Origin of the sequence: Microbacterium sp. CGR1 (genome assembly GCF_001266755.1) — a bacterium.
Taxonomy (GTDB): domain Bacteria; phylum Actinomycetota; class Actinomycetes; order Actinomycetales; family Microbacteriaceae; genus Microbacterium.
Window position 1 is genome coordinate 2585732 of the sequence record NZ_CP012299.1, and the last position, 21676, is coordinate 2607407.

Genomic DNA, 21676 nt, shown 5'->3' on the forward strand with positions numbered 1-21676 from the left:
CGCCGTCGGCAGATGTCCGAGACAGACCGGACGGTTCAGCTCTCCTCTATCCGTTCGATGCGGGCGACGAGCCCGGCGCGCTTCGGCGAGCGCGCCGGAAGCATCTCCAGAGCGAGGCGCAGGGCCGCGGCATCGCCCTGTCCCTCCGGGATCTCGGCGTACTCCAGGAGGACGTCGAGGCTCGCCTCCGACAGCATCGTCTCGCGCAGCGCCGCTCTGACGGACTCGCGGAACTCCTCAACTCCCGGCGATGTGGATTCGGGGAGGACCGGACCTCGGTAGGCGGTGAGGGCGACCCGATGGGCACCTCGGTCGAGCAGCGAGAGGACGTCGTGCGCGTCCGTCTCGAGCACCACCGGCAGTCGATACGGCCGCGACTCGGGGACGAGGCTGGGGGCGTGCTTCTCGAGCACCTTGCGCAGACGCACCATCTCCGGCCGCAGCGTGTCGGCCGACGCGTCCGGTCCGTAGACGAGTTCGCTGAGTCTCTCGGCCGACAGCCCCTGGCGATGCACGGCGAGCATCAGGAGGATCGCGGCATGACGAGCGCTGAGCTCGATCACGGATTCCTCGAGTTCTGTCTCGGTCTCGAGGCGCGCGCGATCGCGCCCCAGGACGTGCAGCGTCGCCCGGGTCGTGGGCTTGGCTCGCGAGGAGATGGTGATCGGACGATGCGACTCGCTGCGGGCCCGCAGTCTCGAGACGAGCAACTCCGACTCGACCGCGCGCGCTGTCGCATCGACCAGCAGCCTGGCCTGCATCGAGACGACCTCGTCTCCTCCGGTGATGTCGATGACCCCGAGGACACGCCGCGTCTCGGGGTCTCGCACCGGAGCCGCCGTGCACGACCACGGATGCACCAGCCTGTTGTAGTGCTCAGCACCGCGTATCTGCACCGACTGTCCGAGCGCCAGCGCTGTGCCGGGAGCTGTCGTGCCGACGGCGTCCTCGGCCCAGTTCGCGCCGGCCACGAAGCCCATGCCCTCGGTGAGCGATTGCAGCTTGCGATCGCCTTCGATCCACAGCAGCCGTCCGGCCTGATCTCCGACGGCGACGACGACACCGGAGTCCCCCTCGGTTCCCGGCAGCAGCAGGGCTCGGATCATGTCCATCGCGGACGCGAGCGGATGCGCGAGTCGATAGGCCTCGAGCTCTTCGCTCACGAGTTCGATCTGCGGGGCCCCTTCGGGGCCGACGCGCCCTCGCCAGGATCGCACCCACGATTCGCGGACGAGAGGTCGCACCTCCTGCAGGCGCTTGTCATCGAGATTGCCGGCGATGAGCTCTTCGTGTGCACGCTCGATCAGAAGACGAGAGGCCTCAGGCGGCCCTTCACGTGACACCTGCCACGACGCGACCACGGGCGTCTCCGATCGTCGATGGTGGAGCGTTACCTCAGTGTAGGAGCCGGATGCCGTCGGCGGTACCCGCGATATTCCGGTCAGGCGTTCCGGGTGCAGGCTTTCGCACAGGCCGCCGAGGTCGACGAACCGGAAGAGTGACGAGTCGTCCTGGGGGATCCCCATGGGGATGCCCGCGCCCGACCGCCGCATCGCTGTCGATGCGGCTCGATCGGCTCAGACCCGGGCTGCCCACCATTCACGGAGCCGCTGCTCGGCGGCATCCGCTCCGATGACGCCTTCGTCGAGGCGCAGCTCGAGCAGGAACTTGTAGGCCTCGCCGACCTCACGACCGGGCGAGATGCCGAGGATCTTCTGGATCTGGTTGCCGTCGAGCTCGGGCCGGATGGAGTCGAGCTCCTCCTGCTCGCGCAACGCCGCGATGCGCGATTCGATGTCGTCATAGGCAGACGCCAGTCGTCCGGCCTTGCGCTTGTTGCGCGTCGTGACGTCGGCGCGGGTGAGGATGTGCAGCCGCTCGAGCAGGTCGCCGGCGTCGCGCACGTAGCGCCGCACCGCGGCATCCGTCCACGCGCCCTCGGCGTATCCGAAGAACCGCAGATGCAGCTCGATCAGCGTCGATACCGACTCGGTCGTGTCGGTGTCGAAGCGCAACGACTGCAGGCGCTTGCGTGCCATGCGCGCTCCGACGACGTCGTGATGGTGGAAGGTGACGACTCCGCCGTCCTCCAGCTTGCGGGTGCGGGGCTTGCCGATGTCGTGCAGCAGCGCCGCGATCCGCAGGGCGACATCGGGCTCGGCACCGGGGTGACGCGAGTGCTCGAGCGAGATCGCCTGGCGGAGGACCGTGAGGGAGTGCTCGTAGACGTCCTTGTGATGATGATGCTCGTCGACCTCGAGTCGCAGCGCACTCACCTCTGGCAGGAACTCCTCCATCAGACCGGTGTCGACCAGCACGCGGATGCCGCGCACCGGGTCATCCGTCTGCATCAGCCGCACGAGCTCCGACTGGATGCGCTCGGGACTCACGATCTCGAGGGTGGCGCGCAGCTGCGTGATCGCGTCGGCGGTGTCATCGTCGATCCGGAAGCCGAGCTGGGCGCTGAAGCGCGCGGCGCGGAGCATGCGCAGCGGGTCATCGCCGAACGAGACCTGAGGGTCGGCCGGGGTGCGCAGTACCCCGGCGATGAGGTCTTCGACTCCCCCGGTCGGGTCGACGAGCGTGATGGCCGGCACCAGCAGAGCCATGGCGTTGACGGTGAAGTCGCGTCGGTGCAGATCCGCGTCGATCGTGTCGCCGAACTCGACGGTGGGCTTGCGGGTCACACCGTCGTAGCTGTCTGCGCGATAGGTCGTGACCTCGACCTGCTCACCCTGCACACGCGCGCCGATCGTGCCGAACGCCCGTCCGATGTCCCACTGGGCCGTCGAGATCGGCTTGACGATGCGCAGGATGTCGTCCGGCATCGCATTCGTCGTGAAGTCGAGGTCGTGGGTCGGCCTGCCGAGCAGCGCATCGCGCACGGGCCCCCCGACGACAGCGAGGTCGAAGCCCGCCTTCTCGAAAGCCTCCGCGAGGGTGCGGACGACCGGATTCTCGGCGAGCGCGCCGAGACGGGCGAGGCCGTCAGCCATGTTGAGCATGGGTTCCAGCGTACCGGGGTACGGGTGTCACCCGCGGGCCGCAGTCCCCGTCGAGCGGACGTCAGAACAGCGGGTTCTCACCCTTGGCCTGCGCGACCGCGCGAACTCGCGCCTGCACGAGCCGCACGAGGAGCGTGCTCAACAGGAACCCGCCGACGACGGCGACAGCGACGATGAACCAGATCCCGATCTCGGGATCGATCAGCTCGAAGCCGTAGATCGCGACAACGAGCAGAAGCAGCACCGGCCCCTCGATCAGCGCGAATGTCACGAACAGCCGCGTCTGACGGCGGCCGAAATCGGCGTTCACGGCACGGACGCGCGCCTCGATCGACGACTCACCTGCGTAGCTCATGCCCCCACGCTACCGGCGTCGCATTTTGCCTCACAGTCCCCACTCTCGTGCTCGGCATCGCCCGAGTCCTAGGATCGGCACGTGGCCGCAGAAGCGAACGAGTCCCCCTCAGCGCCTGACACGTCCCGGCGCGGGTTCCTCAAGATGGGCGGCGCCGCACTGGCCGGCGTCGTGGTCGGCGGCGCGGCGGGCGCTGCGATCGGCGCGAACGTCGCGAACCAGCGCAAGGGTTTCGCCACTGAACCTGATCCGTTCGCCGCACTGACTCCGCGCAGCGAACCCGGATTCGACCATCTCGTCGTGGTGATGGGTGAGAACCGCTCGTTCGACAACCTGCTCGGGTACCTCTACTCGAAGGAGTCGCTTCCGACGGGCGAGAAGTTCGAGGGTCTCGCGTTCGGGACGCACAGCAACACGGCATCCGACGGCACGGTCGTCGAGGCGCACATCTACACCGGCGACACCGACCGGATCATGAGCCTGCCCGATCCCGATCCGGGCGAGGAATACCCCCACGTCAACACGCAGATCTTCGGCACCGTCGACCCGAAGGACAACGCCGACCTGTTCGTCGACCAGATGACGGCCCCCTTCAACGCACCCACCCACGGCGAGAAGGCGACGATGTCGGGGTTCCTCGAGGACTACATCATCAACTTCCGCCGTCTGCGCAAGGGCGTCGAGCCCACCCCCGACGAGGCCGCGCACATCATGGGGTCCTTCTCGCCCGAGATGCTCCCCGTGCTCTCGACCCTCGCATCGGAGTTCGCGGTGTTCGACCACTGGTACGCCGGGGTGCCGTCGCAGACGTTCTGCAACCGGTCGTTCTTCCACGCGTCGACGTCGCACGGCTTCGTCACGAACCAGGCCGGCGGCGGGTACCGCAAATGGCTCGATGCGCCCGCGGCCCCGACGGTGTTCAACCGTCTGGAAGACGAGAAGGTCAGCTGGAAGATCTACATCGACAAGCTCCAGCTGGTGTCGTTCACCGGGATGCTGCACGCTGCCGTGCTGGAGAAGTACTGGCGCACCGAGCACTTCGGCACGATGGAGGACTTCTACGCCGACGCGAAGAACGGCACCCTTCCGGCGTATGCGTTCATCGAGCCGCGCATGGTCTACGACCACAACGACTTCCACCCGCCGTTCGGGTCGCCCCGTGAGAGCGAGGTCGACGGCGAAGCGGTCTACGACAGCGCCATCTCCGACGTCCGGGCCGGCGATCGGCTGATCCACGACATCTACGAGGCGGTGCGCACGAGTGCGTCGCCGCAGGGGTCGAACGCCGTCAACACCCTGCTGCTCATCACGTTCGACGAGCACGGCGGATGCTACGACCACATGCCTCCGCCCGCGGCGACGAAGCCCACGAAAGACACCGCGGCGGGTGAGATGGGCTTCACGTTCGATCGACTCGGATGCCGAGTGCCCGCCATCGCCGTGTCGGCCTATACGAAGCGCGGCACGATCGTCCACGACGAGATGCACCACGGATCCGTCACGGCCACCCTCTCGCGGCTGCACGGATTGAAGCCGCTCAACGACCGCGACCAGTCGGCGAACACACTGTTCACCGCTGTGAACCTCGACGCACCCCGGCATCCGGCCGACTGGCCCGTGACCACGCCCGCCTACACGCCGCCGAATCCCGAGCAGCGCGAGCCGAAGCCCGGTGAGGCCGACCAGATGAAGCCGCTCACCCCACCCGCCCGCGGCCTGCTCGGGCTGCTCCTCGCCAAGTACGGCAAGCCGGGTGAGCCGGAGCCCGAGACGTTCGCCGACGCCTATCGCCTGCTGCACGAGCACGGCGACGAGCTGTTCGGGCCCGCGAAGGGCTCCTGACCCCCCGGGGCTGGATGCCAGCATCCAGCCCCGGTGTCTCAGTCGCGGTTCGAGCGGCGACGAGAGATCAGGAAGAGCACAACTCCGACCACGAGCACCGCGGCGCCTGCGGCGGCCCAGACGAAGGTCTCGGAGCCGAGCCCTGTCGCAGGCAGCTGGCCCGCCCCGGTGTCGGGCGGCGTCGTCGGCTGCGTCGGTGGCTGCGTGGGCGGGTCCGTGGGCGTGACGACCGCGGCGGAGACCGTGAAGGTCGGGCCGACGAGCGCCTCTCCCGCAGCCGTCACGACGAAGGTCGCCGTGGCCGGGCCGATGATCGTGCGTCCCTCCGGAGCGATGATCGTCAGGTCGTACGTGTCCGGCGGCAGGTCGACGATCTCGTAGGCGCCGTCGGCGTCGGTGGTCACCTCCTGCGAGATGTCATCCGATTCCACCGTGAGGACCACGCCGGCCAGAGGGTCGCCCTCGTCCGTGAGCACCGCGCCCGAGATCGATCCCGGGCGGGCGAGCTCGAAGTCGATGCCCGCGAGGTCGTCCGTGGTGAGTTCTTCGGTGCGAGTCGTCGGTCCGGTTGCGATGTACCCGTCGGGGGGCGTGATCGTGATCTCGTACTCTCCCGCCGGGCGGATGCAGTTCGCATCCGCCCCTTCATCCGCCGTTGCGGTCGATCGTCAGACCGGATCTCCCTGCACGGGACCCTCGGTGTTCGGCTTCCAGCCGAGCGCCGGGGCGACATGGGTCGCGAACGCCTCGAGCACGTGGAGGTTGTATGCCGGGCCCAGCTGGTTAGGGATCGTCAGCAACAGAGTGTCTGCCGACATGACGGCCTCGTCAGCCAAGAGCTGCTGGATCAGCACGTCGGGCTCGGCCGCATACGTCTTGCCGAACGTCGAGCGGAAGCCGTCGATGATGCCGATCTGGTCGGCGTTCTCCTCGCTGCGCAGACCGAAGTACGCCCTGTCCATGTCCGAGACGAGTGGGAACACGCTGCGGCTCACCGAGACGCGAGGTGCTCCGGTGTGTCCTGCCTCCTTGTAGGCGGAACGAAACAGGTCGATCTGCTCGCGCTGCAGCTGATGGAACGGCACACCGGTCGCCTCGGTGAGCAGGGTCGAACTCATCATGTTGAGACCCTTGCGGCCGGTCTCCTCCGCGGTGGCGCGGGAACCCGAGCCCCACCAGATGTGGTCGCGCAGGGTGGGCGACTGGGGCTCGATCGCGAGGTATCGGCCGGCTCCCACCATGCGGGGGTCGCCGGGGGCGAGACCCTCGCCGTCGATCGCACGGAGGAAGAGGTCGAACTTCTCGCGAGCGATGACACTGCCGCGCTCGGGGTCCTCCTCGTCGTGGAAGCCGAAGGTCTCGTATCCGCGCAGAGCCGTCTCGGGTGACCCGCGGCTCACGCCGAGCGCGATGCGACCGTCGGCGATCAGGTCGAGTGCCGCCGCCTCCTCAGCGAACTGGAACGGGTTCTCGTACCTCATGTCGATCACGCCGGTGCCGACCTCGATGCGCTTCGTACGCGCAGCCATGGCTGACAGCAGCGGCATGGGCGACGCCGCCTGGCGAGCCCAGTGGTGCACGCGCACAGAGGCGCCGTTCACGCCGATCTCGTCGGCACCCTCCGCGATCTCGATGGTCTGCTTCAGCATGTCCCCCGCGGTGCGGGTCGCCGAACCGGGCACGTCTGCATAGTGCCCGAAGGAGAGGAATCCGAAAGCCTTCATGGTGTATTCGAACGCATATATGCGAGCAGGTATTCCTGCATCACTCCCCCGGGATCAGCAGACCGTCGAGCACGAGCTGGCGGATGCGGGGCTCGAGGTCGGCCCACAGGTCGACGAGCGGCACCTCGAACAGGTCGGCCAGAGCTGCGACGATCTGCATCACCGTGAGCTCGCCGTCGCAGGCCCCGACGAGAGCGGCGAGCGCCGGGTCGACCGCGATGGTCCGTGCGAAGCCACCGCCCTGACGCAGTTCGATGATGCTCGGATCGTCGTTGCCCGGAAGCAGATGTCGTGCCTCGGTGACATCCGGAGCGACGATCAGCGTCGTAGGCAGTCCTTCTGCGAGCACGTCGTGCGCCGCGAGACCCGAACGCAGCGCCCCGCCCACGTTCGAGACGGGCTGTGCGACGCGCTCGAGACGACGCAGGGGCGCTCCGCCGCCTGCCGGCCGCCGCACCAGGATGTAGCCGAATCCGACGGCGGTGACGCCACGCGCGGCGAAGTCATCGAGCCATGCGGTGAGCAGCGGGGTGAACGCGGCATCGCGGGGCGTCGTGCCTCCGTCGCGGATCCACAGCTCTGCGTAGCCCAGCGGCGACAGCTCTTCGCGCTGGATGACCCACAGATCGAGGTCGCCAGGAACCCACGACGAGAGGCGATCGAGACCCGCGCGTCCACTCAGCGATGCCTGGCCACCGCGCGACTCCCAGTTGCCGAGCAGCTGCGCCACGCCTCCCGGGGTCAGGAAAGACGGAACCGCACGCAGGAACTGCTCGACGAGCGCGTCACCGACGAGTCCCCCGTCGCGATACTCGTACTCGGGGACCCCTTCCGCACGCGGGGTGATCACGAAAGGCGGGTTCGACACGATCAGGTCGAACACCTCTCCCCCGACGGGCTCGAACATGCTGCCCAATCGGAACTCGATGTTCGAGACGCCGTTCAGCTGGGCGTTCAACTCGGCATAGGCGAGCGCTCGCGCCGAGATGTCCGTGGCGACGACGGATCCTGCGTGACGAGCGACGAGCAGTGCCTGGATGCCGCATCCGGTGCCGAGATCGAGGGCACGGTCGACCTCGATCGGCATGATGACCTCGGCGAGCGTGCGGGAGGCGCCGCCGACTCCGAGCACGTGATCCGCGGGCAGCGCGCCGTCGAGCGCCACCTCATCGAGGTCGCTGGCGATCCACCATTCGCCGATCCCGTCGGCGTCGACGAACGACTGGGGACGCAGCAGCGCAGTGGGGATCACCTCGTCGCCCTCGATCCTCGCGAGGCCGAGGGCCACGAGGCCGTCCGCTCCGAGTCTCGGGAGAGCCGTCGTCACCGCGGCGATCGGCTGCGGCATCCCGAGCACCAACAGCCTGCCGAGAGTCGCGAGCACACCCTCGTCACCGGCGATCGCGCGCAGGATCGGCTCGCGCATGCCTCTGGCCAGCGCGTCGTCCTCCTCCTCGCCCCACAGGCGACGGAGCGGCTCCGAGCGGAGATCCGCGGCGTCGAGATCTGCGGCGAGCGCGGTGCTGCGGAGCGGATCGGGCGTGGGGGCGAGGGTGTCGGACACGGCCGTCACTCTACGCGTCTTCAGGGTTCTCATTCAGCCAGCGGCCTAGAATCACAAGGTCACCACTCACGAGCAGCCTGGGATCCCGGCGTTCGAGGAAGACCTTCATGACCGCGACCATCTTCGAGAACGGCCTCCGCACGCGCCTGCAGCGCCTGGCGCGCGGGTCCGTCATCTCGGCGATCGTACTCGGCCTGGTCAGCACGGGCGCAGGCAGCGCGGTCGCAGCCGCCGATGACGAGTCCGAGGCGTCCTCCGTCGAGCTCCTGTTGTCGGCGGGGGTGCGCGGAACGGTCGCCCCTGGCACCGCGACGACGGCCTCGATCACCGTGCAGAACGACGCGAAGTCCGAACTCTCCGCCGGACGAGTCACTCTGGAGATCAACCGCACTCCGCTCGCGGACGAAGCCTCGGTCACGACGTGGCTGAATGACTCCGACGCCACAGGGGGTTTCGACCAGCTCGGAACCGACACCGTCGCACCGGTCGACGCCGAGACCTCCGCGACCACGAGCCTCTTCCTGCCTCCCGAAGTTCTCGGTGACCTCGCACCGGGTGTGTACCCGCTGCGCGCGACGCTCAGCGGGGCGCAGAACGAGGGTCAGGATGCCGCGCGAACGGTAACGTCGACATCCGTGCTCGTGGTGACCGCTGCTGCGAATCCGCCCGTCGCCGTGATGGTGCCGATCACGGCGACGCCCTCCGACGGCGCCCTTCTCACCGCGGACGAGCTCAGCGCTCTCACCGCGCCCGACGGCGCACTCACCGCGACGATCGAGGGTGTCCGAGGGACGTCCGCGACCCTGGCGATCGACCCGGCGATCCCCGCCGCCATCCGCGTGCTCGGCTCTTCGGCGCCGCAGAGCGCGCGCGAGTGGCTGCGACTTCTCGACGCTCTGCCCAACGAGCGGTTCTCTCTGCAGTTCGGCGATGCCGACGCCACCACACAGGCGCAGGCGGGTCTTCCGGGACTGCTGCAGCCCACGACGCTCGCGCCGTTCCTCACCCTCAGCAGCTTCACCGAGCCTCCGGACGAGACCCCCACCGCGACTCCCGCGCCGACTCCCGCCTCGCTGCCGACGGATGGCAGCGCACCGACTCCCGTGCCGACACCGAGTGATGAGCCGAGCCCTCAGCCCACCGACGGTCCGGTGCTGCCCGACGACGCACAGCTCATGGCCGTCGAGGGGTCGACCCCCGGCATTCTGTGGCCCCGCAGCGATCTCTCCGCCGCCGATCTCGACACGTTCTCGACGTACCTGAGCGGCGGCGCGGTCACTGTCCTCTCCTCTGCAGCGGTCGGCGGTGCGGTCGGCGCGCACGCCGCGATCGATTCGCACAGCGTGCTGGTCGCCGTGGATGCCGCATCGGATGCTCTGTCGCAGGCGGCGAGCGAAGACGACGACGCCGCCCGTCAGCAGTCGCTGGCCGAGGCGAGCGCTTATCTCGCCCTGTCAGCTCAGGCGAGTCCGACGACGCCGCTTCTGATCGGACTCGACCGCGACGAGACCCGCACCGCTGATGCGCTCAGAGAGGCCGTCTCATCGGTCGACTCCCTCGGGTTCGGTCTCTCCGAGGTCCTCGCGATCCCGGCGACACCCTCGACCCTTTCGACCGAGCCCGACCCGGCACGAGCCACGGCCCTGCAGGGGATGCTCGACAGCGAGGTCGTGCTCGGCGAGTTCTCCACGATCCTCGACGACAGCCAGCTTCTGCTGAGCCCCAAGCGCATCCAGATCATGCGGGCGACCGCGGTCGGCCTGACGGACAAGGGCTTCTCAGAGGCCGTCGCCGACGTGAACGAGCAGACGACCGAGACGCTGAACGCGGTCGACATCCCTCCGGCGAGCACCATCCAGCTGCTCTCCGCCAACGCCGACCTCCCGTTCTCGGTGCGCAACGACCTGCCATGGCCGGTGAACATCGAGCTCACGGTGAAGCCGAGCGACCCGCGCCTCGAGGTGCAGTCCGTCACGCCGTGGACGATCCAGCCCGGCACGACGACGAGGGTGAAGGTCCCCGTGTCGGCCCGAGTGGGCAGTGGCGAGGTCACCCTGACGCTGTCGCTCTCGAGCCCCACCGGTGTGCCGATCAGCCAGCCCGAGCGCGTGCGCGTCTCGGTGCGGGCCGAATGGGAGACCATCGGGCTCGCCGCATTCGGCGGTCTGATCGTGCTGCTGCTCGGTCTCGGCATCATCCGCACCGTCCGGCGCCGGCGGCGTGAAGCCCTCGCCGGCGACGAAGAACAGGCGACCTCCTCACCGGATGCCGTCGAGGAGCTGAATGAGTAGTCTCGGCCGCGCCAGCGCACTGATCGGCGCCGGAACGCTCATCTCGCGCGTCACCGGGCTTCTGCGAACCATCGTCCTCGTCGGCGTGATCGGCTCGGTCGGTGCGGGCGCCGCAGACGCCTTCGCGATCGCGAATCAACTGCCGAACAACGTCTTCTCGCTCATCTCGGTGGGCGTGCTGACGGCCGTGATCATCCCGCAGATCGTCAAGGCGACAGCGGATGCCGACGGTGGCAACGCCTTCATCTCGAAGCTCTTCACGCTCGGCACCGTCGTGCTGGTCGTCATCACGGGTATCGCCACGATCGCCGCGCCCTGGCTCGTGTGGCTCTACGCCGGCAAGGAGGGTTCCGCGGAGTTCCTCGCGCTCGCGACGGCGTTCGCGTACTGGTGTATGCCGCAGATCCTCTTCTACGGGCTCTACGCGCTGCTGGGCGAGGCGCTCAACGCACGGCGGATCTTCGGGCCTTTCACCTGGGCGCCGGTCGTCAACAACATCGTGTCGATCGCAGGCTTCCTCGTCGTGGGCGCGCTGTTCGGCGGCCCGCTCACCCGCGTCTCCGACTGGACTCCCGAGATGATCGCCGCCCTCGGTGGAACGGCCACGCTCGGCATCGTGATCCAGGCCGCGATCCTGCTGATCTTCTGGCGCCGCACGGGTCTCGCGCTCCGCCCCGACTTCCGTTGGCGCGGCGTCGGACTCGGCAACGTCGGACGGCTCGCCGGATGGACGTTCCTCATGGCGCTGACGAGTCTCGGCGCCGGACTCGTGCAGACCCAGATCCTCACCGAAGCCTCCGGACGAGGCGCGTCCGTCGCCACCTTCCAGTACGCCTGGCTGATCTTCATGCTCCCGTACTCGATCATCGTGCTGTCGATCGGCACGCCCTATTTCACGCAGATCAGCGAGCACGCGGCGGCCGGCAGACATGCCGAGGTCCGCGCAGACATCGCCCAGAGCATCCGCACCCTGCTCTTCTTCATCGCCGTCGCCGTCGCCGCGGTCGCCGCGGCAGCGATTCCCGCCTCGCGAGTCTTCACCAATCAGGCGTCGCACGCCGAAGAAGCGGCGCTGGTGCTGCTCGCCTTCCTCGTGTGCCTGGTTCCGCTGACGATCCTCTTCATCGTGCAACGCACCTTCTACGCCTACGGCGACACCCGCACGCCCTTCTGGTTCACGCTGTTCCAGTGCGGTCTCGTGGTCGTCACCGCTCTGGTCGCGCAGTGGCTGCTCGCCGCCGAGATCATCGAGGTGACCATGCTGGCCGCAGCCATCGCGCTGGGCCAGTCGATCGCGAGCACCCTGCAGATGATCGTGGCCAGCTGGCTGCTGCACCGCAAGATCGGCGGACTCCAGATCCGCACCTGGATGACCGCTGTCGTCCGCTACGCCGTCGCTGCCGTTCCCGCCGGGTTCGCCGGGTGGGGCGTCTTCCTGCTGCTCGGCGGTCCGACCGGGTGGACCACGTCCGACAAGATCCAGGGAGCCATCGGCACCTGCATCATCGGCCTCGCCGTCGTGGTCGTCTACATCGGCATCCTGGCTGTCCTGCGCGCTCCGGAGCTCAAGGTCGCGAGCGGCATGCTGCGGCGTTTCCTGCCGGGCCGCTGAGCCCCCTCGCGCGGGAATGTCGCGCGGTTACCATTGGTTGAAGCAGTCGAACGTCTTTCGGCGTCTCAGCATCTACGACGGAGAGCACATGCGTCAGGTCATCATCATCGGTTCCGGTCCCGCCGGATTCACCGCCGCCATCTACGCGGCGCGCGCGAACCTCAAGCCGCTGCTCATCGCGAGCACGGTCGAGGTCGGCGGAGAGCTGATGAACACCACCGAGGTCGAGAACTACCCCGGCTTCCCCGAGGGCATCCAGGGCCCCGAGCTCATGGCGAAGTTCCAGGAGCAGGCTGAGAAGTTCGGCACCGAGGTCGTCTATGACGACGTCACCGAGCTCGACCTCGCCGGCCCCGTCAAGAAGGTCACCCTCGGCAGCGGAACGGTGCACGAGACCCAGTCGCTGATCTACGCGACCGGCTCCGCCTATCGCAAGCTCGGCATCGAGGGCGAAGAGCGCCTGTCGGGCTACGGCGTCTCGTGGTGCGCCACCTGCGACGGCTTCTTCTTCCGCGAGAAGACGATCGCCGTCGTCGGCGGCGGCGACTCGGCGATGGAAGAGGCCACGTTCCTCACCCGCTTCGCCGAGAAGGTCTACGTCATCCACCGCAAGGACACCCTGCGCGCCTCGAAGATCATGCAGGAGCGGGCCTTCGCGAACGAGAAGATCGAGTTCGTGTGGAACAGCGAGGTCGCCGAGATCCTCGGTGGCGACTCCGTCACGGGCGTGCAGCTGCGCAACACGGTCGACGGCACGCTGAGCGACCTCGCGCTCGACGGCCTGTTCATCGCGATCGGCAACGACCCGCGCACGCACCTCGTGCACGACAAGCTCGAGCTGACCGCCGAGGGCACCATCTGGGTCGACGGCCGTTCGTCCGTCACCTCGGTCCCCGGTGTGTTCGCCGCCGGCGACGTGATCGACCCCACCTACCGTCAGGCCATCACGGCCGCTGGCTCGGGCACGGTCGCCGCTCTCGACGCCGAGCACTTCCTGGCGGACCTCGAAGACGCATCGGTCGAGTTCCCGGCCGCCGAAGCCGCTGAAATCATCACCGCCTGAGCGGACGGGAACACTTTCACCTCGCCCGCTGTTGTAGCAGGCGAACCTCGAATCAAGGAGAACTCTGATGAGTGCAAAGGCTACGAGCCAGGCGACCTGGGAGCAGGACGTTCTGCAGGCCGAAGGTCCCGTCCTCGTGGACTTCTGGGCCGAGTGGTGCGGACCGTGTCGTATGGTCGCCCCCGTTCTGGACCAGATCCAGGCGGACAACCCCGACAAGATCACCATCCTCAAGCTGAACGTGGACGAGAACCCGCAGCTGGCGATGAAGTACCAGATCACCTCGATCCCCGCGATGAAGGTGTTCCAGGGCGGTGAGGTCAAGACGACCATCATCGGCGCCAAGCCGAAGCCGGCCCTCGAGCAGGACCTCGCGGCTTTCATCGGCTGATCCTGCAGTCTTCAGGGCCGTCACCCCTCCGGGTGGCGGCCCTTTCTCGTACCCAGCCGCTTCCGTCCCCATTCCTGAGACGAGAGCCGACTACTTGTCGGAGATCCGCACCGGAGGAAGTCCTCGAGACGCGCGAGCGCGGTCGACGAGCTCCTGGATGATGGGCGACTTCGCGGTGTTGTAGGCCGTCCTCCCCCTCGCCTGAGCGGCGACGGCGTCGCACTTCGCATGCGCGTAGCGATCGGCATCCTCCGGATGCTCCAGAAGCCAGTCCCGCAGGATGCGCTGGTGCACCGCATCCCACTCCTCCTCGACGAAGAAGTGCGCGATCGCGATCCGTACGCCGTCAGATTCGCGGATCATGACCGGGTGCGTGCGCACAGCGCTGCCCGGGCGCCATCCTGCGGCTTCCAGAGCGGGCCTGCGCGCGTCGAAGTCGCTGCGATCGACGATGCGGACGGCCAGGTCGATGATCGGCTTCGCGCGCATGCCGGGGATCGCCGTAGATCCGATGTGCTCGATCAGCCAATCCGCGTCCGCGACCGTCTGAATCTCAGCGGCGAACGCCTCGAACTGCTTCGGCCACTCCGGGTCGTAGGAGACGAGCATCCGCGGCACGGTGGGAGCCTAGGAGGCGTCGGCCACGGACGGGTCCCAGCGTCGGTGCCGCTGCTTCTCGTCGAGAAGGCCCCAGACCGCCGGCGTGAGCTCGGGGTACTCCAGCGCGATCTGGCGCAGCACCCGGTAGTGCCGAGCCGCGTTCGGTCGCACACCGTCGTTCGCGGTGATGTTGTCGGCTCGCAGCAGGTAGACGACGAGCTCATCGACGCTCGGCAGCTCCTCCATGAACTCCCATGGGTCTTCCCCGCCGAGGAGTCTCTCCTGGATCAGCACGGCGAGTTCGTCCGACGCTTCTGCTCTCAGCACTTCGAGGCTGGCGCGGCGCGGAACTGACTCGGTCATGCTTCCAGCCTACGTCGCCCTGCGGGTGCCCCGGCGCTCCACCTTCAGCTCGTCCGTCATCTCCTCGAGCTCGCGACCCTTGGTCTCGGGCACCTTGAAGTACACGAAGAAGAACGACAGCAGCGCGAAGAACGCGTAGAAGCCGTAGGCGAATGTGAGGCCGATCTCGGCGAACACAGGGAAGGTGGTCGAGATGAAGAAGTTCGCTGCCCACTGGGCTGCTGCCGCGACCGCGAGTGCGCCGGCGCGGATCGAGTTCGGGAAGATCTCTCCCAGAAGGACCCAGACGAGCGGACCCCAGGTGGCACCGAAGAAGACCACGAAGCCGTTCGCGCAGATGAGGGCGACGGTCGCCCACGGGTCAGGCAGGGTCGCTGTGCCCTCGGCGTTCAGCTCACCGAACGAGAAGGCGAGCGCCATGAGGCCCAGCGTCACCGTCATACCCACAGAGCCGACGAGAAGCATGATGCGTCGGCCGACCTTGTCGACCAGCAGGATCGCGATGATGGTGACCACGATGTTCGTCACCGACGTGATGACGGAGGTCAGCAGGGCGCTCGACTCATCGAAGCCGACGGACTGCCACAGTGTCGTCGAGTAGTAGAAGATGACGTTGATGCCGACGAACTGCTGGAACACGGAGAGCAGGATGCCGACCCACACGATCGGCTTGAGCCCCAGACGACTGCCCCGCAGGTCGCTCAGCGACTCCTTGCGCTCGGTGTCGATGGTGCTGGTGATCTCCTGGATCTTCGCGTCGACGTCAACGGCCCCCGTGACCGTCTCGAGCACCTGGGACGCGCCTTTCAGATCGCCCTTGCGCACGAGATATCGCGGCGATTCGGGCAGACGGAACGACATGATCCCGTAGACGAGTGCGGGCACCGCCTCGATGATGAACATCCATCTCCAGGCGGTGAGTCCCCACAGAGGCTGGTCTGCGGCACCCGCGAGGCCCGCCAGCCACGCGTCGGAGAGCAGAGCGGCGAAGATTCCGGTGACGATGGCGAGCTGCTGCAGAGAGCCCAGTCGACCTCGCACCCGGGCAGGCGAGACCTCGGCGATGTATGCGGGAGCGATGACGGATGCCGCACCGACACCGAGACCACCCACCACTCGCCAGATGATGAGGTCGACGACACTGAACGCGAGTCCCGAGCCGATGGCGGAGACGAAGAACATCGCCGCCGCGAAGACCATCACGGGGATTCGCCCGCGTTTGTTCGCAATCGGTCCTGCGAACCACGCACCGACGGCACACCCGATCAGGGCCGACGACACCGCGAAGCCCTTGAGCCCGACCCCGAGGTCGAAGCCCGAGACGTTCCCCGCGAGAGCATCGACGGCGCCGTTGATCACGGCGGTATCGAATCCGAAGAGGAACCCGCCGAGTGCTGCGGCGATACTCACCGCGATGACGCGGCGTTGGAACTTCACTGGACTCGCTGCTCCGGACATGACTCCCCCTCATCGACGAGATGTCGAGAGTCTACGACCGCTCAGGGGTCGAGCGGCGGAATCACGCCGGACCGTACCCCGATTCGCCCAGTTCACCGAGGATGCGGTTCAGATCTTGAATCGATGCGAAATCAATGATGACCTGGCCTTTTCGAGCGCCCAGCGACACCTTGACGCGCGTGTTGAGGCGATCCCCGAGGTTGCCGGCCACCTCGTCGAGGTACGCCCGTCGAGCGCCCGGAGTCGGCTTCGCCGTCCGGCCCGGTGCTGCGGGCTCCGTCTTCGCAGCGACCTCGGTCGCGCGCACCGACAGGTCCTCGTTCACGACCTTGTCGGCGAGACGCTGCATGGCCTCGGGTGACTCCAGGCTGAGGATCGCGCGAGCGTGTCCAGCCGTCAGCACCCCCGCCGCCACACGCTGCTGCACGGGAACGGGGAGCTTGAGCAGACGGATCGTATTGCTGATCTGAGGGCGCGACCGACCGATCCGCGTGGCGAGCTCTTCCTGGGTGATCCCGAAGTCCTCGAGCAGCTGCTGGTATGCCGAGGCCTCTTCGAGCGGATTCAGCTCGGAGCGGTGCAGGTTCTCGAGCAGAGCATCGCGCAGGAGATCTTCGTCGGCGGTCTCGCGGACGATCGCCGGGATCTTCTCGAGGCCCGCCTCCCGCGCGGCGCGGGTGCGCCGCTCCCCCATGATCAGCTCGTACTCGCCGTCGCTGTTCTTGCGAACGACCACCGGCTGCAGAACGCCGAACTCACGCACGCTGTGCACGAGCTCTGCGAGGTCCTCGGGATTGAAGTGCGTGCGCGGCTGACGCGGGTTCGGCACGATCTTCTGCGGATCGACCTCGACGAGGTGGATGCCGGGAACGACCTCGAGATCGCCTTCTGCTGCGGGCTGGTCACTGGTCTGCTCCGTCGCCGGACGCAGATTGGCTCCGGGGAAGAACACATCCACGGGACGCTCGGACTGATCAGCCGTCGGGATGAGGGCTCCGATGCCCCGACCCAGTCCAGTGCGCTTCGCCATCATTTCTCCTTGCTCTGCGTCGCCGTCCGCGACGCGATCTCGACAGCGGCCTCGCGATACGCGACGGCGCCGGCGGATTGCCCATCGTAGGCGATCACGGTCTGACCGAAACTCGGTGCCTCCGACACCCGCACGGAACGCGGGATGACGGTGTCGAGCACCTGTTCGGGGAAGTGCGTGCGGACCTCGTCCGCCACCTGCTGCGCGAGTCGCGTGCGTCCGTCGAACATCGTCAGCAGGATCGTGGAGAGGTGCAGTCCGGGATTCAGGTGCTTCTGGATCATCTGGATGCTGCCGAGCAGTTGACTAAGACCCTCGAGCGCGTAGTACTCGCACTGGATGGGGATGAAGACCTCGTTCGCCGCGGTGAAGGCGTTGATCGTGAGCAGCCCGAGCGACGGAGGGCAGTCGATGATGACGAAGTCCATACGGTTGTCGACGAGATACTCCTCGAGCGCACGTCGCAGTCGATGCTCCCGTGCGACCTGCGCGACGAGTTCGATCTCTGCGCCGGCGAGATGGATGGTGCTCGGTGCACAGAAGAGGTTCTCGTCCTCGGGACTCTGCTGCACGATGTCGGCGAGCGGGGTGTCTTCGATCAGGACGTCATAGACGCTCGGAGTCTCGGCGTTGTGCGGCACTCCGAGCGCGGTCGAGGCGTTGCCCTGAGGGTCCAGATCGATCACAAGGACCCGTGCGCCAAGACCCGCGAGTGCAGAGGCGACATTGACGGCGCTCGTGGTCTTACCTACGCCGCCCTTCTGGTTGGAGACCGTCAGGATGCGGGTGTCTCCGGCGAAGTCGATGGACACGGTCTCGAGTGCTCTGCGTCGTGCGGAGAGGTCGGCGAGTTCCCGCGCGAGGGGCGTATCCATCCCGAAAGAGTCCTTCGGTGATGCCTTTTCGGGCTGTTTCACGTGAAACATCCACTCCTTTCGGGGCCGTGTTCCACTCTAATCGCTGTGGCAGACGTTGCCTTCTCGAATCCTTCCTGAGTCGTGCAGGCCGGTGATACCTCGTCCGGACGTGCCGTTGCGGAGAGAGTGGCACTTTCGCCTTCTGGCCTGGGTGTTCATTGTGCCGTTGAACGTCCTGACGCACCGGAGATAGGGCTACACGCATGGAGTGACGACGTCCACGCACTGCACCATCTGTCGCGCCGGCGACCAGTTCGTGTCGGTGGTTGCACGGGCGTGAGGAGAGCAGGGTGTCTCTGTCCTCGGCCCACACGGATGTCGCGCCCTCTGTGAAAGAGGCTGCCCGCTAGCGGCTCACGGGACCTGACGAGTCTACGTCGCTGTCGCCGCTCGTTTCGGGGAGACCGACCGGTCACAAGGGACTCGTCAGCATCCTTCACACCACTATCGCGTGGAACCGGATCCTCCCCTGTGCGCCGAGGTCCGTGGTGACGGTCGACAGCCGCATAGTTTCACGTGAAACATCTGACGCGTATCGGCCTCGATCAAGATCGTAGGAGCTGCTCGATCCGGTCGACGACGGCGGTCAGCGGTTGAGTTGCGTCGATCTCGGACGTGCACGTCGCCCGCAGTAGCGGCTCCACGGTTTCGAGGTTCGTGCGAATCTCGTCTTGCTGCACCGTCGTCGAGCCGTAGGGATTCGAAGATCGCCGACGAACACGATCGAGCATCACCGAAACAGGCGCGGACAGGAGGACCACGTGGTCGAATCGGTCGTAGAAGGCACCCTGATTCGACACCGTGCCAGACACGATGACTTCGGTGCTCTCCCCGAGTAGCGCACCCATCAAGACCTCGTCCCACAGTCCCGACTCGGTTGTCCATGGTCCATAATCGGTGTCGACGACGGAGTATCCCCGCTCCCCCAGTACCTGCAGCGCGCTGGACTTGCCGACGCCAGACATCCCAGTGATGAGCATGCGCACCATGCATTCACCATATCGATGTTTCACGTGGAACATCGCCGACGTGAGCGACAGGAGCGTTCTACCCGGACCGCGTGCTGGCTGACGGGATTGCCTCCGCGTCTAGAGCTGCTCCGGCTAGCCGAGCGATAGAGGGCCCCCACTCTTGCTTCGGCTTATGCGCCGGCTCCAGCCGGCGCATAACTGTGAGCCGCGACGGGTTTCACTCCGCTGCCTGAACGCCTGCGCTCATTGCCTCAGGGTCGTCTCACCAGTAGACCTCACCCCCGAGGTCACCCACGCGCGAATCACCTAGTCGTCACAGACGCATCGCGCACGCCACGCACGGCTTCAGACAGCCCAGCCACGTCGAATGACGAAGGGTAGCGCCGTGGTCACGTGGGACCGACCTTTCGGGTGGAGCCCCACCCATCTCATCGCGAGTTCAGCGGTGTTTCACGTGAAACATCTGCTCAGACGGACCCGACAGAATTACGTCGTGCGCGTGCTGCACACGCGTCAAGGACTGGGACGACGCGCGTCGACGGCCCCGCTCTTCGCTGCAAGCATCGCTCTAGAGTCAGCTCGCCCACCTTGGGTCCGACGAGGATCTAGTGCGTGGCGTCGACCCACAAAGGAACCGCAGGCGCGAAACAATACTCACGGTGTTTCACGTGAAACGTTCGTCTACAGAGTCCCGTCTGCTCTTCCCTTGCGTCATACTGACGGCAACTCAGCACGAACCACGCGCACCGCCTGGCCACAGTTGCCGAGCTCGGGTGGTGCACGGATCCGCCCCTGAACTGGGATATATCCGAGAACCCCGCCCGCGACCGCCGCGACAGACCTCGGGGTGCACCTCGCTGGCACCGCAGCAGGAGCATCAGCAACGACCGCGTGCGTCCCATTGCGGGTAGCCCTCCAGAGCGCTGCTGCTCGGGCTCTCGGTGCGACACCGAGCCTCGCGCCAGCTCACGATTTCTATCGTTCAGACCGGGGACCGCCGCTTCTCGGGCCAGGAGTCCCCGCACCTTCGAGACGCTCGATGACTTGTCACGTCAATGAGCTAGCGACTGTCTCGCGAGCGGGGCGTCGCAAACTGCTCATTGGGATCGTGACGCGATCACTAGTCTTTGAGACCGTCCACCCGACGGTGTACGGGCACCCAGCAACGACGCGCCACTAGCGCGCCCTCAATCGCCCACGTCGCGGCTGGCCCCCGAGACCCTCACCCTGTTCCTGCTTTCGCGCGGTCGCGATCATCCGAAGTCATCACGACCCGCCGCTCGATGTTTCACGTGAAACACTTGTGCCTGCCGCATAGCGCGACGCGGTCAGTCCGAGGAGAACTGTCCATTCGTGCGGTCGAAGGGTGGTCGTTCACTCCCGCACGCCGCAAGAATCCCGGTGAGACTGAGCAGGGTGTTGCCAGGTCACCCTGTCGCCCGAATGTTGTCAGCGGCAGCGGGTCAGAACAGCCGCCTGACCGGTTCCGCCGCGATACCCGATTGAAAGTTCCAGTTATGTTCGGCCGCCCACCATGCCTAGAGCAGACGGTCCCGCTCCTCGGCGCCATGATCTGGTTGTCAGCTCACAACGCTCCCCCGGCGGATGGTGTACCGGGATGCCATCCGTAGCCACGCCAGGGAAACCGTGACCCGTTCCGTGGCAGCGACGAAACGACTGTTTCACGTGAAACATACGACTCCCGGGTGGACCGGCTCCCTGTCCACAAGCTCTGAGTGCCGCACGCGGGTTCCACCACGCGCGGACCCCACTCAGTAGTCAGAACGCCCAACAGACGGCACACGGCACACGGCACACGGCCGAGTAGCGCAGGTCAGATCACGAGAACGCAGATCAGAACAGGAGAAATCACTGCAGACCGCACGGTGTAGTGCGGTCTAGGGCAGTTCAGCGAGGTGAAGTCCGCTGCTGTGAAGTGACGTGGGTTGAAAAGCAGAGATCAGGACCACAGCGCTACGAAGAAGGGTGGCTCGCAGCACCGCTCACCAGCACGGCGACGAGCATCGCAGCGCGCACCATCCGTCCGCAGTGCCCCGAAGCAAGGCTGGGTGGCACACTTCAGCGCAACGTCCTCCAGGCCCGAATCACCGCAATTTGTCGACGGACCCCCGCCACCTCAACTCGGCGCACGTCGACTTATTGCACCTGCATGGCAAGTCGTCGACCATCCATGTTTCACGTGAAACATCGTCAGGACCCGCGGTCGTTCCCCGAGGGGCGAACACTCTCGCTTACGAGCACACGGGGACAGACCCATTCCGGATTCCGACACCGGACACGTCTGCTGTGAAGCCTGATCTGTCGTGCCACACGCCCACGTTCCGTTACCACCGACCGTGATCCCGGGACAGTCTTTGACGGCGAGGGCAGAGTGCCGGCGGCTATCCGGCACTGCTGACCGTATCCAGCAGCGCGTGAGTGCCTCGTCACGTCGCAACGGAGCTCCCACACAGGTGCACGACCAGGGTC

Annotated in this window: 17 protein-coding genes; 5 read left to right on the top strand and 12 right to left on the bottom strand. The window is 66.7% G+C overall.

Annotated features, from left to right (window positions below; genetic code table 11):
* Positions 1-35 precede the first annotated feature (35 nt).
* The 3 genes from AKG07_RS12515 to AKG07_RS12525 all read right to left on the bottom strand — a co-directional run bounded on the left by AKG07_RS12515 (position 36) and on the right by AKG07_RS12525 (position 3360).
* A complete protein-coding gene (locus AKG07_RS12515) occupies positions 36-1361 on the bottom strand; it encodes a transcriptional regulator (protein ID WP_053098220.1) in 1326 nt (441 codons plus the stop codon).
* 216 nt (positions 1362-1577) lie between these two features.
* The gene (locus AKG07_RS12520; RefSeq protein ID WP_053098221.1) at positions 1578-3005 is read right to left on the bottom strand and encodes a CCA tRNA nucleotidyltransferase; all 1428 of its coding nucleotides are present in this window, start codon (positions 3003-3005) and stop codon (positions 1578-1580) included.
* A 61-nt stretch (positions 3006-3066) separates the two neighbouring features.
* Positions 3067-3360: a hypothetical protein gene (locus AKG07_RS12525; protein WP_053098222.1), complete on the bottom strand. Its 294-nt coding sequence runs from the start codon at positions 3358-3360 to the stop codon at positions 3067-3069.
* 81 nt (positions 3361-3441) lie between these two features.
* On the opposite strand from AKG07_RS12525, the gene AKG07_RS12530 reads away from it, so the two are divergent.
* Positions 3442-5202, top strand: a complete 1761-nt coding sequence (locus tag AKG07_RS12530) for an alkaline phosphatase family protein (RefSeq protein WP_053098223.1) — start codon at positions 3442-3444, stop codon at positions 5200-5202.
* 38 nt (positions 5203-5240) lie between these two features.
* On the opposite strand, the gene AKG07_RS12535 is transcribed toward AKG07_RS12530, so the two are convergent.
* From AKG07_RS12535 to AKG07_RS12545, 3 genes are read right to left on the bottom strand one after another with little or no spacing between them, the layout of a single operon-like run.
* Positions 5241-5828: a carboxypeptidase-like regulatory domain-containing protein gene (locus AKG07_RS12535; RefSeq protein ID WP_445928304.1), complete on the bottom strand. Its 588-nt coding sequence runs from the start codon at positions 5826-5828 to the stop codon at positions 5241-5243.
* A gap of 42 nt (positions 5829-5870) precedes the next feature.
* Positions 5871-6926, bottom strand: coding sequence for an LLM class flavin-dependent oxidoreductase (locus AKG07_RS12540; protein WP_053098225.1), 1056 nt, complete (start codon positions 6924-6926; stop codon positions 5871-5873).
* A 40-nt stretch (positions 6927-6966) separates the two neighbouring features.
* Positions 6967-8523, bottom strand: coding sequence for a DUF7059 domain-containing protein (locus tag AKG07_RS12545; RefSeq protein ID WP_082297930.1), 1557 nt, complete (start codon positions 8521-8523; stop codon positions 6967-6969).
* A gap of 74 nt (positions 8524-8597) precedes the next feature.
* On the opposite strand from AKG07_RS12545, the gene AKG07_RS12550 reads away from it, so the two are divergent.
* From AKG07_RS12550 to trxA, 4 genes are all read left to right on the top strand, one after another.
* Complete coding sequence (locus tag AKG07_RS12550) at positions 8598-10781, top strand: DUF6049 family protein (protein WP_053098226.1); 2184 nt, start codon at positions 8598-8600, stop codon at positions 10779-10781.
* Positions 10774-12393: a murein biosynthesis integral membrane protein MurJ gene (murJ, locus tag AKG07_RS12555; protein WP_053098227.1), complete on the top strand. Its 1620-nt coding sequence runs from the start codon at positions 10774-10776 to the stop codon at positions 12391-12393. Before AKG07_RS12550 ends, murJ begins: the two co-directional genes overlap by 8 nt.
* A gap of 88 nt (positions 12394-12481) precedes the next feature.
* The gene (gene trxB, locus AKG07_RS12560) at positions 12482-13456 is read left to right on the top strand and encodes a thioredoxin-disulfide reductase (RefSeq protein ID WP_053099317.1); all 975 of its coding nucleotides are present in this window, start codon (positions 12482-12484) and stop codon (positions 13454-13456) included.
* A 67-nt stretch (positions 13457-13523) separates the two neighbouring features.
* Positions 13524-13847, top strand: a complete 324-nt coding sequence (gene trxA / locus AKG07_RS12565; RefSeq protein ID WP_042541543.1) for a thioredoxin — start codon at positions 13524-13526, stop codon at positions 13845-13847.
* Positions 13848-13937: 90 nt separating this feature from the next.
* On the opposite strand, the gene AKG07_RS12570 is transcribed toward trxA, so the two are convergent.
* The 6 genes from AKG07_RS12570 to AKG07_RS12595 form a co-directional block, all read right to left on the bottom strand.
* Entirely contained in the window at positions 13938-14456 is a 519-nt protein-coding gene (locus tag AKG07_RS12570) for a GrpB family protein (RefSeq protein ID WP_053098228.1), read from the bottom strand.
* Positions 14457-14474: 18 nt separating this feature from the next.
* On the bottom strand, positions 14475-14810 hold the full coding sequence (locus AKG07_RS12575) for a hypothetical protein (protein ID WP_053098229.1): 336 nt from the start codon (positions 14808-14810) through the stop codon (positions 14475-14477).
* A gap of 9 nt (positions 14811-14819) precedes the next feature.
* Positions 14820-16268 carry a sugar porter family MFS transporter gene (locus tag AKG07_RS12580; RefSeq protein WP_053098230.1) on the bottom strand — a complete coding sequence of 483 codons (1449 nt, stop codon included), beginning with the start codon at positions 16266-16268 and terminating at the stop codon, positions 14820-14822.
* Between the two features lie 61 nt (positions 16269-16329).
* Positions 16330-17298, bottom strand: coding sequence for a ParB/RepB/Spo0J family partition protein (locus AKG07_RS12585; protein WP_082297931.1), 969 nt, complete (start codon positions 17296-17298; stop codon positions 16330-16332).
* Positions 17298-18173: a ParA family protein gene (locus AKG07_RS12590; protein ID WP_269464941.1), complete on the bottom strand. Its 876-nt coding sequence runs from the start codon at positions 18171-18173 to the stop codon at positions 17298-17300. Before AKG07_RS12590 ends, AKG07_RS12585 begins: the two co-directional genes overlap by 1 nt.
* Positions 18174-18760: 587 nt before the next feature.
* A complete protein-coding gene (locus AKG07_RS12595) occupies positions 18761-19204 on the bottom strand; it encodes an AAA family ATPase (protein WP_053098233.1) in 444 nt (147 codons plus the stop codon).
* Positions 19205-21676: the final 2472 nt, after the last annotated feature.